At 45.3% G+C, this 14,975-nt stretch carries 12 protein-coding genes; 5 read left to right on the top strand and 7 right to left on the bottom strand.

The features are described from left to right. Positions 1-44: 44 nt before the first annotated feature. From ICN31_RS01950 to ICN31_RS01935, 4 genes are all read right to left on the bottom strand, one after another. The gene (locus ICN31_RS01950; protein WP_216258080.1) at positions 45-587 is read right to left on the bottom strand and encodes a TIGR00645 family protein; all 543 of its coding nucleotides are present in this window, start codon (positions 585-587) and stop codon (positions 45-47) included. A 199-nt stretch (positions 588-786) separates the two neighbouring features. Beyond that, on the bottom strand, positions 787-930 hold the full coding sequence (locus ICN31_RS01945; protein WP_216258078.1) for a hypothetical protein: 144 nt from the start codon (positions 928-930) through the stop codon (positions 787-789). A gap of 126 nt (positions 931-1,056) precedes the next feature. Beyond that, the gene (locus ICN31_RS01940; protein WP_216258076.1) at positions 1,057-2,349 is read right to left on the bottom strand and encodes a Y-family DNA polymerase; all 1,293 of its coding nucleotides are present in this window, start codon (positions 2,347-2,349) and stop codon (positions 1,057-1,059) included. Beyond that, the gene (locus tag ICN31_RS01935) at positions 2,346-2,849 is read right to left on the bottom strand and encodes a LexA family transcriptional regulator (protein WP_216258074.1); all 504 of its coding nucleotides are present in this window, start codon (positions 2,847-2,849) and stop codon (positions 2,346-2,348) included. Before ICN31_RS01935 ends, ICN31_RS01940 begins: the two co-directional genes overlap by 4 nt. Before the next feature lie 145 nt (positions 2,850-2,994). On the opposite strand from ICN31_RS01935, the gene ICN31_RS01930 reads away from it, so the two are divergent. Further along, positions 2,995-4,062 (top strand): tartrate dehydrogenase, encoded by a 1,068-nt coding sequence (locus ICN31_RS01930; RefSeq protein ID WP_216258065.1) that lies wholly within the window; start codon positions 2,995-2,997, stop codon positions 4,060-4,062. Continuing rightward, positions 4,059-5,009 (top strand): tripartite tricarboxylate transporter substrate binding protein, encoded by a 951-nt coding sequence (locus ICN31_RS01925; RefSeq protein ID WP_216258063.1) that lies wholly within the window; start codon positions 4,059-4,061, stop codon positions 5,007-5,009. The genes ICN31_RS01930 and ICN31_RS01925 overlap by 4 nt, the downstream gene beginning before the upstream one ends. Positions 5,010-5,019: 10 nt before the next feature. On the opposite strand, the gene ICN31_RS01920 is transcribed toward ICN31_RS01925, so the two are convergent. The 3 genes from ICN31_RS01920 to ICN31_RS01910 form a co-directional block, all read right to left on the bottom strand. Then, positions 5,020-5,556 (bottom strand): hypothetical protein, encoded by a 537-nt coding sequence (locus tag ICN31_RS01920; protein WP_216258061.1) that lies wholly within the window; start codon positions 5,554-5,556, stop codon positions 5,020-5,022. 282 nt (positions 5,557-5,838) lie between these two features. Further along, on the bottom strand, positions 5,839-9,351 hold the full coding sequence (locus ICN31_RS01915; protein ID WP_370624254.1) for a UvrD-helicase domain-containing protein: 3,513 nt from the start codon (positions 9,349-9,351) through the stop codon (positions 5,839-5,841). Further along, the gene (locus ICN31_RS01910) at positions 9,348-12,353 is read right to left on the bottom strand and encodes a PD-(D/E)XK nuclease family protein (RefSeq protein ID WP_216258057.1); all 3,006 of its coding nucleotides are present in this window, start codon (positions 12,351-12,353) and stop codon (positions 9,348-9,350) included. The genes ICN31_RS01915 and ICN31_RS01910 overlap by 4 nt, the downstream gene beginning before the upstream one ends. A gap of 132 nt (positions 12,354-12,485) precedes the next feature. Between ICN31_RS01910 and trxA the strand changes: the two genes are divergently transcribed. The 3 genes from trxA to ICN31_RS01895 all read left to right on the top strand — a co-directional run bounded on the left by trxA (position 12,486) and on the right by ICN31_RS01895 (position 14,880). Then, a complete protein-coding gene (trxA, locus tag ICN31_RS01905; protein WP_216258055.1) occupies positions 12,486-12,812 on the top strand; it encodes a thioredoxin TrxA in 327 nt (108 codons plus the stop codon). A gap of 278 nt (positions 12,813-13,090) precedes the next feature. Next, positions 13,091-14,353 carry a transcription termination factor Rho gene (gene rho, locus ICN31_RS01900; RefSeq protein WP_216258054.1) on the top strand — a complete coding sequence of 421 codons (1,263 nt, stop codon included), beginning with the start codon at positions 13,091-13,093 and terminating at the stop codon, positions 14,351-14,353. A 179-nt stretch (positions 14,354-14,532) separates the two neighbouring features. Further along, positions 14,533-14,880, top strand: coding sequence for a type B 50S ribosomal protein L31 (locus tag ICN31_RS01895; RefSeq protein ID WP_216258051.1), 348 nt, complete (start codon positions 14,533-14,535; stop codon positions 14,878-14,880). The last annotated feature ends 95 nt before the right edge of the window (positions 14,881-14,975 follow it).

Here is a 14,975-nt window from a genome sequence, read left to right as displayed (position 1 = left end):
GCTTCTAGACTTCTGAGTGGGCCTAGGCCTACCTACCCTCATTCTCAATGCGGTTTATGGGCTGAAGTTACTATTTTTTCGGTATAGGCAATGGCAATGGCAGACAATACAAAGGTAACGTGGATGAGGGTCTGCCACATTAATGTCTTTTCATCATAGGATGCGGCATTAATAAAGGTCTTGAGCAAATGAATCGATGAAATGCCAATAATGGCGGTTGCTAGCTTCACCTTCAGAACACCGGCATTCACATGAGATAACCACTCAGGCTGGTCAGGATGGTTTTCTAGCTCCAAACGCGATACAAAAGTCTCCCAACCACCAACGATGACCATAACTAACAAGTTAGAAATCATCACTACATCTATTAAACCTAAGACGACAAGCATTAATGCCGTTTCAGTCATATCCTTATTCGCCATCATGGAAATCAGATGGTAGAGCTCTATCCAGAACTGCCAAACATAAACGCCTTGGGCAACGATAAGGCCAATATATAAAGGTGCTTGCAACCAACGCGACATAAATATCCAACGTGGTAATGGGCGCAATTTTTTATCTAGATAGGTTTGCTTGTCTTCATTCATTTTTCAATATTAACGAACTTTGTCCCTTTGTTGCTTAATGAAAATGCATCTATTACTTAGGAGCATTATGCCTAATAGCCTTATACAGGGCCCAAAAAGAATTAGGGAATAAGGAATCCGTGATTTCCTTATTCCCCTCTGCTTTTGCCTGCTGCGGTTTACTGCTTATTTACTGCCTATTTCCTGCTGCTACTGATCTTTACTCGTATCTACGATTAAATACTGGCTTTGTTGCGCTTTCATGACGCTTGGTGTTTTTGAGCACTGCGCAGTAAGACAAAATCATGATGACTGCCAATGAGATGCCGTTAAAGTTATTCATCAAGTTGCCAATTGTTTCCATTTGCTTTCTCCTCTTTCGCTATTGAGTGTGTTGCTACGTATTCAGATTAGTGGGTCAAAAGCTCACGAAATGAGCTTGTAAAAAATAACTGTTTTGCTGTGGTTTTTTCATCTTTATTTTCTTTTCTTATCTTGCGATTGGTAGCTCATCCCACTGCGTGGTGTAGTTTGGTGACTTATTGCCTGATTTCATTTGCCACCCTTGCTTTGTATTGTTTGTTCCTGCTGCCGCTGATCTGAGTACTGCATTACCAAAACGCGTATTGATCTGATCCATCGCTTTCATCAGATGTGCAGATTTGCCTTTACTTTCGACATCTTCAAATAAGGATTGCTGCATAGTAGGCTTATCACTAATGAGATTGAGAATGACGCCTGCTTTCTTATACCGAAAGTTTGGTTTGTAAATTTGCTTGAGGCCTGCAAGGGCTGCATTGGTTAATGTCAGCGTGTTATCGCTTGCATCAGGCAGTGGAATGGTGATGCTCTGATGATGTTGTGGCTCGTATTGCTTAAACGGATTAGTCTGAATAAATACCGTGAGCGCGCCCGTAGTGCTATTTTGGGTTCTCAACTTTTCCGCTGCGCGCGCTACATGGGTAGCTACTGACTGGGCAAGCTCTGCTTGACTAGTAACGAGTTTTCCAAAACTGCGTGAGGCAATGATTTGTTGTTTGGCTGGCGCCACTTCTTCGAGCTCCAGGCAAGAAGTCCCGCGCAGCTCATAACAAAGGCGCTCCATTACTACCCCAAACTGTTGGCGCATTGCCTGTGGTGAAGCCTGCAGGAGGTCAAACATACTATGAATATTTTGGGCTGTGAGTTTTTTGGCGATTTGCCGACCAACACCCCACACCTCACCTACTGCTGTCTCACTCATCCACTGATAGAGCTCTGGCTTTGCCATGGCGTTGACATCACACACTCCAGCAAACTGTTTGTGTTTTTTAGCCAAGTGATTGGCTAACTTGGCTAAGGTCTTACTCGCCCCAATACCGACGCAAACTGGTAGACCAGTGGTGTCTTTGACTTGCTGCTTAATTTTTGTTCCTAGCTCAATCGTGTCTTGATATTGTTTTAAGACAGTCTCGATCTGCAAAAAGCTCTCGTCGATGCTATAGACCTCGAGATTTGGTGTGAAAGCCTTGAGCACTTGTACTACGCGGCTACTCATATCCCCATACAAAGTGTAGTTCGATGAATAAGCCTGAATGCCGTGCTTCTTAGCAAGCTCTTGCATCTGAAACCAAGGCGTACCCATCTTGACACCCAGCGCTTTGACCTCCGCGCTACGTGCTACTGCGCAGCCATCGTTATTGGAGAGCACTACCATCGGCACGCCTTCTAACTTGGGCTGAAACACGCGCTCACAAGAAACATAAAAGTTATTGACATCAACGAGTGCAAAAAGGGGGTTCATGACTTTGCCTCTTTGTTATATCTGCTACTGGCATTGCTGTACTTGCGCACTACCCCAACAACCACACCCCAAATTTGCAACTCACTGCCTTCGTTAAAGGTGATGGCTTGATAGTTGGGGTTTTCTGCTTGGAGTTCAATGCGGCCGCGTAATTGATACAGGCGCTTGATGGTGTACTCGCTATCGACTACCGCCACCACGATGTCTTTGTGTTTTGGCTTAAGGGCTTTATCAACGACTACCTTGTCGCCATCACAAATGCCTGCCCCCAGCATCGAATCGCCCTTCACGGTGAACATGAAAGTGGCTGGCTTGTTCTGCACTAGGTAATGGTTCAAATCGAGGCCATCTTCAGCGTAATCCGCTGCTGGACTAGGAAATCCTGCCGAAATCCGGTGACTCAGAAGCCTAGTCTCATAGGCGGCAAAATAAGCTCCCAAGGCTTGTGGGCTCTGGCTTAGGCTTACTTTAGTGGCACTCATTGGTTGGCTCATAGTCATTAATATACTGTATGTTTATACAGTATATGTAAAAACCGTAAAAATGAGGCTATTTTTGTTGTTTTGAGGTCTTTAGGGGGTCAGGGATTGCATAATGGGTCATAAATCTGCCAATGCAGTCACATATAAAAACAGTAGGAGATACATGAAGATGTACAAGATAGCGTCCATTCCGGGTGACGGAATTGGCAAGGAAGTCATTCCTGAGTGCGAAAAGGTTCTAAACGCCTTAAGTAAAAAACATCCTGAAATCGCTTTTGAGTTTGAGCACTTTGATTGGGGTGGTGATTACTATCGTAAACACGGCATCATGATGCCCGACGATGGTCTGGAGCCTTTGCGCTCTAAAGACGTCATCTTGTTTGGCTCAGCTGGTGACCCAAAAATTCCCGATCACATTACTTTGTGGGGATTGCGTCTCAAAATCTGCCAAGGCTTTGATCAGTATGCAAACGTGCGCCCTACTCGCATTCTTCCCGGAATTGAAACACCATTGCGCAATTGCAAGCCTGGTCAACTCGATTGGGTGATCGTGCGTGAGAACTCCGAAGGTGAGTACTCTGGTGTTGGCGGCAGAGCACATCAAGGCCACCCCATTGAAGTGGCTTCCGATATGAGCATCATGACGCGCGTTGGAGTGGAGCGTGTACAGCGCTTTGCTTTTAAGTTAGCGCAGTCACGCCCCCGCAAGCATCTGACCGTTATCACAAAATCCAATGCGCAGCGTCATGGCATGGTGATGTGGGATGAAATCGCCAACATCGTTGCTAAAGATTTTCCGGATGTCACTTGGGATAAAGAATTGGTTGATGCCGCAACAGCGCGTATGGTTAATCGCCCCGAGTCTTTAGACACCATTGTGGCTACCAACTTGCATGCAGACGTACTGAGTGATTTAGCCGCGGCACTGGCAGGTAGTTTAGGTATTGCACCAACCGCTAATCTAGATCCAGAGCGCCGCTATCCATCCATGTTTGAACCCATTCATGGTTCTGCATTTGACATCATGGGCAAAGGCCTTGCCAATCCCATTGGCACCTTCTGGTCCGCAGTGATGATGCTCGACTTCCTAGGTGAAAAAGCCCTAGGCGCTAAATTAATGGCTGCAATTGAAAAAGTGACGGCCAATCCAAAACTACACACTCGCGATCTTGGCGGCAGCGCGATGATGAGTGATGTTACTAATGCAGTTATCGAGGAGATTTCCAAATGAAGCTATTTAAATTACTGAGTGCTTGCTTGCTTGCTTTTGGTTTGCTATCGGGGGCTAATGCTCAGCCCTTCCCAGATAAAACCATTCAGTACATCATTCCCTTTCCTGCTGCCGGTGAGTCTGATTTAGTAGCGCGTTACCAAGCCGATATCTCTGCCAGAAAGTTTAATCAGCCAATGGTGGTGATGAATCGTGCTGGTGCTGGCGGTGCTTTGGTATGGAGCGCTCTTAATACCTATCCTGCTGACGGCACTACCGTAGTGGGTGTCAATATTCCGCATACGATCTTGCAACCTTTACAAGAAGGTATTCAGTACAAAACTGAAGACATTAATGCGATCTATTACTACCACTTCACTCCAGATGCTTTGATGGTCTCTGCCGATAGCCCTTACAAGAGCTACCAAGAATTTATTGCTGCCGCTAAAAAAGATCCTGGCAAGATGACCCTAGCGGGCTCGGCACAGTTCTCTGCCAACCATATGGCGGTAGAGCGCTTAAATAAATTGGCAGGTGTCAAAGTTACTTACGTACCTTTTAAAGGTACCGGCGATTTAATTACTGCCTTGATTGGGATGCACGTAGATGGCGCAATGGGGTATCTGCCATTAGCGATTCAGCAAAAAGGTAAGGTACGTACACTGGCCATTGCTACTGAAAAACGTAACCCTGCCCTGCCAGATGTGCCAACCTTTAAAGAGCTTGGCTTGAACTGGGTAGACGGCGCTTATCGTGGTGTTGCTGTACCTAAAGCGACTCCACTGGTATTACAACAAAAACTGTCTGATTACTTTGCCAAACTCAATGCTGACCCTGAAACCAAAAAGAAACTGGAAGAGACTGGATTTGTGATTGTGGATGTGCCGTTGGCAAAAATGCCGGCCTTCATGAAAGAGAAAATTCCGCAAGCGATGGAAGATGCGAAGAATGCAGGAATGATTAAGTGAGCTTAAGTGTTTAAGATTCCCCCGTTTTACGCATGAAGGTTTGCATATCTTCTTGGGAGACGGGTAAGTTTTTTAACTCAGCAACGTAAAGATTTGAGCCAGGCAAACGCTCAACCGCTCCTGGCGTCAAACGGCCAACGGGTATCAGGTACTCTAGCCAGAGAGATCGCATATGCATAGTAAAAGCACTTAGCGGAACTTTTAACTCAATAGCACGCTCTGTTAAGTGCTCACATAAAATTCTGGGCTCTTCAATTTTTAACTCGAAGAGATGTGGCCTTTCAGATTTTGCTTTTTTCTCGAAACGCTCAACATGGTAATCATGATAAGTTCTCGTACCAAAATCAAAAATATTATCGGCAATCGCGCGTGACAACCAATAGGCGTCAGTTGTGCCGTAAGTTTGAGCGAGCGCGTCTTGTAATTTATGTTGGTAGTGCTCTTTACGTTTTTGAGTTTTATGGAGATAAAAAGGGTGCTTCTTCATGTAGCTAGCAACTAAGCCGCCTAACACTACCAAGCCTCCAATTAATATTCCCTCAGTCATCTCCTAACGCCCTTTTTCTTTTTGATGAGCTAACCCTTGCAACGCCAAGGATAAAAAACCTTACCTAAGATTTTTATTATTAATAGACTACCAAAAAAAGATGTAGCCTTTATGAAATTTTGCACATTTTTTGTGCATATCCGACCCTACTATGTTCAAAATGGGTTGGTGGGGGAGGTCTATAGGCAGCGGAACTAAAGAGCAAGTTACCCTGAGAATTGATAAAGAAGCTGAACAAGGGCGCCCTGATTACTAACAAGTTCAAGGCCGCCGCTTAACGCCCTACTTCACTTCTACCATCTCACCTTTAGAAGAAATTAAGTAAGCCTTATTAGGTTTATCTTTTCTGATGCGTGTGAGCTCAGTCTGATAGCCCTGTAACTGCTTGCGATACTTTTCATATTTCTCGCTATTAGGCTCTGGAATCGTGAGCTTGTAATCAATAATCGCTAAGTGGTCATCTAACTCGACCAAGCGGTCCATGCGGTAACTCTTACCCTCTTCGCTCGCAATGTCAAGCTCATTCCAAGCGGCAATCCACTGCCCTGAAGTGAGATAGCTCTTCAATTCCGGCGCTTCTAATACCGTGTTGGTTCGAGTCATTAACTTTTGGGCATGCTCTTGATCTACGCCTAGCCAATTCATTATCTCTTGCTCACTTGGCATAGGCGGTTTGGCTGGGTTGTTTGAGTCAGCGGTCAAGAACTCAAGCAGCCTATGAAAGTTCGTACCCTCTTCCAGAATTTCTGGATCGGGTTCTTCTTTTGCCTGCTCTAAAGACTTTACTTCCAGCTCCTTCGCTAGCGCTCCACTCTCAATCTTTAAAATTGAGTCTTGATACTCTTTCTTGGCTTGATCCCATGCGATCTCAAAGTGATCGATCTTAAATGGCATGCTACCTAACTCTACCTTGAACTCATTCTGAGTCTGGAGAACTTCTTTAAGATCAACGATATCTAAAATTGGCATTCCTGCAGTGAGGGCTCTGCCATACCAGGAACGCTCATTAATACCCGTTTTAGTTCTACTTTGAACGCCGCTAAGCCATAAGCCCTGCTTGGCCCTGGTCATTGCAACGTATAGTAAGTTCCAATTTTCATTCTGACTCACTTCATTCTCTTTTTTGAAAATATCACTGCGCTCACCAGTCAATGTCTTAGAGGTATACAGAGAGAGATGACTTGGGCTAGCATGCTCTGGAGACCAATCGAGCAGAACGCCTCGATGTGGCGCTCTCCACTCAGTGTGATTGGTATCGAGCATGATGACAAACGGTGACTCCAATCCTTTAGCCCCATGAATCGTCATTAAGCGCACACGCTGATGCCGATCTTCTTCTGACATCTCGCTTTGCTCATCTACCTCACCAATATCTTCATTGGTATCAGCTTCCGCCTCTACATCTCCCTCATCGGGCGTCTCATCATCATCGCCACGACGCATCGCATTCATATCATCAATAAAACGACTCAGGCTTGGATAGCGTCCGCCATCTTGATTTAAGGCGAGCTCTAAAAAGGCGTCTAAATTTGCTAAGACTTGCGCACGTGCCAGATTTTGAGCAGCAATGGCATAGCTCACTCGCAAATTACTCTCGTGATAAATCAAATCGAGTAGGTCATGAACTGGCAATGCCTCACCTAAAGTACGCCAATGCTCTAAATACCTTGCTGTCCTCTGAATCTCGCTGTCTTGACTCGCTTGCAAGGCATCCCACCAAGAGCGATAGCCCTCATTACCACCAGTACTCATACTAAGTACTTGCATCTGCGCTTCAGTAAAGCCAAAGATCGGACTGCGTAGCACCTGAGCCAAGGGTAAATCATGTCTTGGAGAAACCAAGACTGTCAGCAAGGCAATCAAGTCATCAATCTCTAGAGTATTTAAGAGGCCTCCTAAACGTGAGCTGTCATAAGCTAGACCTGCTTCTCGCAAAGCCCTCTCAAATTGCGGCAAATATTTACGACGCTTAACTAATAAGATGAAGTCACTCGCTCTTGCAGCACGCCAATACTCCTTACCATCCTTTTTATCCATTACTTGATGCGTCGCAATCACTTGATGAATCAAGCGACTAACTTGCTTACCCTCTTCATAGCGCTGTTGCACATCAATTGTTTGGCTGGCATCTTTAATAGCATTATCAAAAGCCGTACCAGATCTTTCTGGCTGCACCTTCTCCACCCGCTCGATGAGTGGTAGTAATTGCGCTACACCTTTTGCTGCATAGTCTTCTACTGGAAGGCCATCTAGCAAAGGCTTCCAGGCAGTTGTCTGCCTAGTGTATTGATAACTCTCGGGCAAGGCGCCCGCTAAGAACACATCATTGACTGCATCATTAATGGCAGGTGCATTTCTGCGAGTCTTATTTTGCGATAAAGGCTTGGCATTTAACTTATTCACCAGAAAATCTCGAGCGCTATCAAACAGTCTTGGATCGGCGCGGCGGAAACGATAAATAGATTGTTTGGGATCCCCCACAATAAAGACGCTTGGCATAGAACCATCATCGCCATAGCCGTCTAACCAAGAACGCAATATTTGCCATTGCAATGGATTGGTATCTTGAAACTCATCAATCAGAATATGTTTGTACTTCGCATCTAAGCGGGCCTGCAAATACGAAGCATTAGCAGAATTCGTCATTAATTGACTCACGCCAATTTCTAGATCATCAAAGTCGCGTACTCGCATAGCCTCTTTGGCTTTTTCCATATGGCTGAGCATTGCTTCGCTCATAGCAAACCAAGCTGCATTGAGTTCATGCATTAGATGCTCGCTTTGCCAAGCAAATAGCGCTTCATAGGCCAGCACCCAATCATTACGAATGATCGTAATTTGTGCGGGATCTCCGCCCGTTTTACTAAGGTACTTGAGTATTGGAGCAGAAGTTTTTTCGATATCTGCTAATGGTGTGCGGTTTTGTGTCAAAAAATAAGTTTCAAACTGATCGGCAATATCCATCACAGATCTACCGGCAGCATGATGCGCCATCACTTCTTCAAGATAAGGAGCTTTACTTATTTGGGTTGGTGTGCCATTACTAAAGCACTTGTAGAGTACTTCTAGATTTTCTTTAGTTTCGGGGCATTCCCAAAAGATTTGTAGTGGGTTTTGCTGGTTTAAGTATGGTAAGACCTGATCTAAATAATCAATTGCTTTAATGTTTTTAGAGGCACAAGCCTCTTGGAAAAATGTCCATGCACCTCTTTGCTTAAAAAGGCTGTAATTACCCATCAAGAACTTTTGGGTTTCGCTTGCACCAAATTCAGCTAGGAGTACGTCATAGTGTTTTTTAAGATTGTCAGGTAGATCGCCCCACCAGTCTTGCATACACTCTTCTTGTAGACGCTTGGCGTCTTCTCTCAGATTAAAGCCAGGCTGAACTTCTGCTGATACAGGCGCTGCACCTAATAAGCGTCCAAACCAACCATGGAAGGTGTCAATCACGATGGCCTGTGGACTTGATAAGACTTTGATATACAGAGCCCGAGCTTGAGGTAGCAAGTTTTTGGCCTCTTCTTTTGTCAGGCCTCTGATATATAAGTCATGTATGAGCTTCTCATCATCAGCGACAGAAAATTCTTCTAGCAAACCATACAGACGATCACGCATTTCTTGTGCGGCTTTACGTGTAAAAGTGAGTGCCAAGATTTCTTGCGGCTTTGCACCAGCCAACAGTAGCCTGATCATGCGAGCTACTAGTAACCAAGTTTTGCCACTGCCTGCACAAGCAGAAACAATGACCGATCTTTCGGGATTGCAGGCTAAGGGGTAATCGAACTCTTCGCTCACCACATCCCCTTTCTGCAGACGCCTCTGGCTTCGCAGTATTGACATACGCTATCAGGAGCAAATGCTTGCATGGGCTTGCGCGCCCACAAACTATTGAGATCTTTCTCGATCTGCTCAGAAAACTGAGTCATCACATCTGGCATATCTTCTACCGTATGCGCCCGAATATTCTTATCCTCGCCTTTATCAAGCTCTGCTTTGAGTGAGACCCACTGCGCCTCTCCTACTGTCCGTCCTGGCAGATGGGCTGCAATGGCATTCTCATTGGCAGCGCGAGCATAGATTAAAAGCTGTGGATCATCCAAGATATTCTCTGCGCGATCGACAATCTTTTTCATCTTCTGATTTTTATAGTCAATCACTGCCGCCGCAGTACCATCAGACTCATGAATATCAAATCGATCAGCGCGCCCTGCAATACGGATATCTCTTTGGATACCATCAGGGTCGCTCAAGCTTAATGTAAAGCCAATGGGTAGCTCAGCATCGTGATAGTGCCAACCATCACTTTCTCTTTTGAGCTGCCAATCAACAAAGCTAGGGATTTGTTTTTGCCAATCTCTCAAGGCTCCTAATACTCGGGCATCTCCAGCAATGAGGCGCTCAAACTCTTTTTCTGAATACTTCATGAGATGATCGACCATCCACTGACGTCGCGCCTCGCTACCTTGATGTGTTGGTGAATGTGACTTCTCTTGTTCAGTCTTGAGTGCTTGGAAAAAGGTCTTGAGCAGTGCATGTAATGTCTGCCCTGCTAAAGAAGCATCAAAGCCCTCTTCAAATTCTTTTGCCTTACGCAGGCCCAATAAGTTACTGACGTAATAGCGATAAGGACAATCACGTAAAGCCTTATAGGCGCTGGGCGAAACAGTGACTGGAATAGCCAAATTCTGACTAGGCGTGCTGACCGACATCGTAATAGGCTGAGATTGACCTTCATACGTATCTGGCTTCGCATCAACTACTCGCCAGTCTTTTAATTGAGTCTGTAAACGCGCAATCCAAGCCGATGGCCTCAGCGGTTCTCCGCTTTTACTTTTGCTCTGCCAAAGCAAATCGACGTTTTTACATGACACTAACAACTGAGAAAGGTCTCTTGCTTGCTGGATGTACTGCGCTGCAATCGTAGATGACTTCAAGTATCGATTGAGTGTGTCTGAGAAAAATAAGGGCGGCTCAGAAAATGCGGGTAATTGCTGCTCATCACACCCCACTACAACTACCGCATCAAATTGACGAAGTCGCGTTGAGCTCAGCGGCAAAATACTGAGGGTTGCTTGCGCCTCTTGACCAGCCTCTTCATAAGAAGCTTCTTCAATCACTGTCTTAAGAAGGCTTAACCATTCTGGTAAACGCATCTTGACGTCTTTATAGATACCGCTACTGAAATCAAATCCCTTTAATACATTGAGGAGCTGCTTACCTGCGGCATCTTTTTCAAGGCGCTGTGCCATACCAGTTTCTTGAAGATTTTTTTGTAAGAGCGCATAGGCGCTAGAGCAATCGACCATTGACTGTTGCCAGCCAGTATGTAGATGTCTGACAAACTTGATGAGATCGATTAAGTGCGTGTTGGGTGAATCGCCATTGCTGGCAGCGTAACTATTGGCTCGCTCTATTGCCATCATAAAAGTTTCCCAACCAGACTTCGCCTGACTGGCAATCAAAATATCTTCAAGCTGAGCAGTAAGGCCATTACACGCTTCGGGTGATGTATTGAGACTATGAGAAAGATCGAAATAGGGGTTTTGCAAAAACTCGAGTAAAGCACTTGCGCTGGGCCCCTCTTTAGGAGCACGCATGATTTCTAGCCAGCTATCTAATGCTGCGGCAGTTCTAGTGGTCGATAATTTCCAGCCAGTTTCATCACGAATCCGTAATGCGCCGCCTAAACGACTGAGTAATGCACGTGCTCTGCGTGCTGCTAATCGATCTTGCGCAACTAGCGCAATATTTTTCTTACCAGCAATCAAATGAGACTCAATCGATTTAGTTGCAGTCCAGGCTAATTCTTCAAAACGTCTTGCTGCCAGTAAGCGCCAGTCATCCTGCTGATGAACTTGAATGTTGCTCTTAATTTGAGCGTCTTCTTGGGGGCTCACAACTACAATATGTCCTTCTGCATCCAGCCCACAAAGCGCCTCAGGCCATAAGGCAACCGATTGCCAGTTGAGATCTACACGGACTACGCATGCAAATTGAGCATAATCATTGAGATATCCATCGATTAACTCTTGATCAATCGGCTTTGGATCAGCAGTCTGTACCCAGATGAGTGGACGTACTGTAGTGGAGTCTTTTTCTGCATTGGTTTTTGCTAATTGCATCTGGGCAGCCATCGCTAAATGTTTGCGAATGACTGGATCCCCAATGTTTGTTAAGTAACGCCAGAAAGTTAAGAGAACTGCAGACTCTTCATCGACCACATTGCGTGAGAGCCCTACATAGGCTTTGGCAATGGCTTGATCTAAAACCAGCGCTACTTTTTTTAGCCAGGCTTCGGTATCGAGTGTATGGGTTTGTAGCAAGTCATTTAACTCGCCTTGTAATTGCGGAACCACCACTTCTGATAATGAATCGCAGGCATCAATGACAGCTTGTGCTAATCCCCACGCACCCGCTTCACTCTCTGCCTTAAACCAGCTTTGCAATACTTTGTGTTTACGCAAATTCACAAAGACTGATAACCATCTCTCTAAATCCGTTTGCTTTTTTGGAAACTTCCATGCGCCTGGCGCCGCCTCTAACCAATCAGCAAAACTAATGACTTGCGGCAAGAAGGCGATGTTACTTGGCAGATCCTTTGGTCGGTTTTGCTCTAAGGCTGCCCGCACCCCAATCAGTGGTCCGGCAGTGCTAAGGACTACTAAGGGACGTTTTTGGGTTTGTTTCGCACAATCCCAAATACCTTTGGCCAATTCTGTCAGCGCCTGGCTATTGGGGGTAATTGCCCAAGCCTGTGGCTGCTTTTGCTTTGAAATGGTCGGAAATGGGTGAAGCATTACAGGGGCTGTTGGATTGGTGTTTTAGGGCTTATTTGGAAAATTCGGCAGAATGTTTGGCTTATTGCTAATATAAGCTTTGTAACGCCACAATTAAATAACTCACTAAATAAGTCTAAATAAGGAATTTTCATGAGTGCCGGTATTAAATACGTAACTGACGCCTCTTTCGAACAAGACGTCCTGAAGTCTGATAAACCTGTTCTCCTCGACTTTTGGGCTGAATGGTGCGGTCCTTGCAAAATGATTGGTCCAATCCTAGAAGAGCTTTCTGGTGAGTATGGTGACAAGTTGCAAATCGCAAAAATGAATGTGGATGAGAACCAAGGTGTTCCAGCACAGTTCAACATTCGCGGCATTCCGACCTTGATCCTATTCAAAAATGGCACCGTAGCTGCTCAAAAAGTAGGCGCTTTGGCCAAATCCCAGTTGTCTACCTTTATTGATAGTCATCTGTAAATAGTCCCACACCACGGGTTCACTAGCTGAGCCTGTGGTTTTTACCTGCTAATTGCACTTGCCTGCCCCATTTTTTAGTGTAATATTGCGTTTAACAGTAGTTCAGCGCCTCGCACTTACAAAGCAAAGCGTTCATTTTCAGCAATTACCTCCCCCCATCTTTTAAGTAAATCTCCCAAATTCTGTTTTTCCACATCTGCTTGATTTCCATCAGCGCAGCGATACCCCAAAACCAATTGATCTAATCCCTTTTTTCTTTATCAACACCAGAGAACCACATGCAATTAACTGAACTCAAAGTCCTCCACGTATCCGCCCTGCTTGAAATGGCAGCTAGCTTGGAGATTGAAAATACGCAACGGATGCGCAAACAAGAATTAATGTTTGCCATTCTGAAAAAGCGCGCTAAAGCCGGTGAAATGGTGTTTGGTGACGGTACTTTAGAGGTATTGCCAGATGGCTTTGGTTTCTTGCGCTCTCCTGAAGCCTCCTACATGGCTTCTCCTGACGATATTTATATTTCCCCTGCACAGATTCGCCGCTTTAACCTTCACACGGGTGATAGCGTTGAAGGTGAAGTGCGAACACCAAAAGATGGTGAGCGTTACTTTGCATTAGTCAAAGTCGACAAGATCAACGGTTTAGCTCCAGAGGCCCTCAAAAACCGCATCATGTTCGAGAACTTAACTCCACTGCACCCAAATCGTACGATTTTGTTAGAGCGCGATATCAAGGCAGAAGAAAATTTAACCGGCCGAATCATCGATATGATTTCTCCGATTGGCTTTGGTCAACGCGGTTTGATTGTGTCTTCACCTAAATCCGGTAAGACAGTGATGATGCAGCATATCGCTCACGCTATCTCCGCCAATAACCCTGATGCAATCTTGATTGTTCTCCTAGTGGATGAGCGTCCTGAAGAAGTGACCGAGATGCAGCGCTCCGTTCGTGGTGAAGTGGTTGCTTCCACTTTTGATGAGCCAGCAGTGCGTCACGTGCAAGTTGCTGAGATGGTGATTGAAAAGGCGAAGCGTTTAGTCGAGATGGGTAAAGATGTCATCATTCTGCTTGACTCCATTACCCGCCTTGCTCGCGCATACAACACCGTAATTCCTTCATCTGGAAAAGTGCTCTCTGGTGGTGTGGATGCCAATGCCTTGCAACGTCCAAAACGCTTCTTCGGTGCAGCTCGTAATATTGAAGAAGGCGGTTCATTAACCATCATCGCCACTGCCCTAATTGAAACGGGTAGCCGCATGGATGACCTGATTTATGAAGAGTTCAAAGGCACGGGCAATATGGAAGTTCACCTTGAGCGTCGCTTGGCTGAACGTCGCGTTTACCCATCGATTAACCTCAATAAGTCTGGCACCCGCCGCGAGGAATTGTTGGTTAAGGCAGAAAACCTCCAGAAAATCTGGGTATTGCGTAAATTGCTGGCCGATATGGACGATATTGAAGCGATGAACTTCATCGTGGATAAGCTCAAATCGACCAAGAACAACAGTGAATTCTTTGACCTGATGCGTCGCGGAGGCTAATTTAGGGGCTGTTTACAGGCTCAGGGGCTTGCTTTAGCCCCTTTTAGACCCCAAAAGTGCGCTTTGTTGTTGATTTCATGGCATAATTTTGCCTTTGCTGCACCAATCACTGCTTTTAAAAACTGGGAAAGTATTTAGGTTCTTTTAACTTAAACGGCTACCCGCTCATAGGACTCAAAATGAAACCTGGCATTCACCCCGAATATCGTGAAATCGTCTTCGTAGACGTTTCTAATAACTTCAGCTTCAAGACTCGCTCCACCATGTCTACTAAAGAGACAATCAAGTGGGAAGATGGCAAAGAATATCCATTGGCCAAGATCGAGACTTCATCTGAATCACACCCTTTCTACACCGGCACCCAAAAAATTATGGATACCGCTGGTCGTGTTGAGAAATTCCGTCAGAAATTCGGTACTAAAGCTGTTGCTAAGGCTACCGGTGATGGCGCTGCTAAAACAGCTGAGAAAAAAGCTGCTGCTGCAGAAGCTAAAGCTGCTGCAAAGCCAGCTAAGAAGAAGGCTTAAATCACTTCAATTCGCAGGGTATGTCAAATACCTGCTCTGCGAGATAATCAAGGCAGCGTTTGCTGCCTTTTTTATTTCTTGTTTTTGCTTAAATA

Origin of the sequence: Polynucleobacter sp. UB-Piko-W3, from assembly GCF_018881635.1 — a bacterium.
Lineage (GTDB): Bacteria > Pseudomonadota > Gammaproteobacteria > Burkholderiales > Burkholderiaceae > Polynucleobacter.
This window is presented reverse-complemented; position numbering and strand designations above follow the sequence as displayed.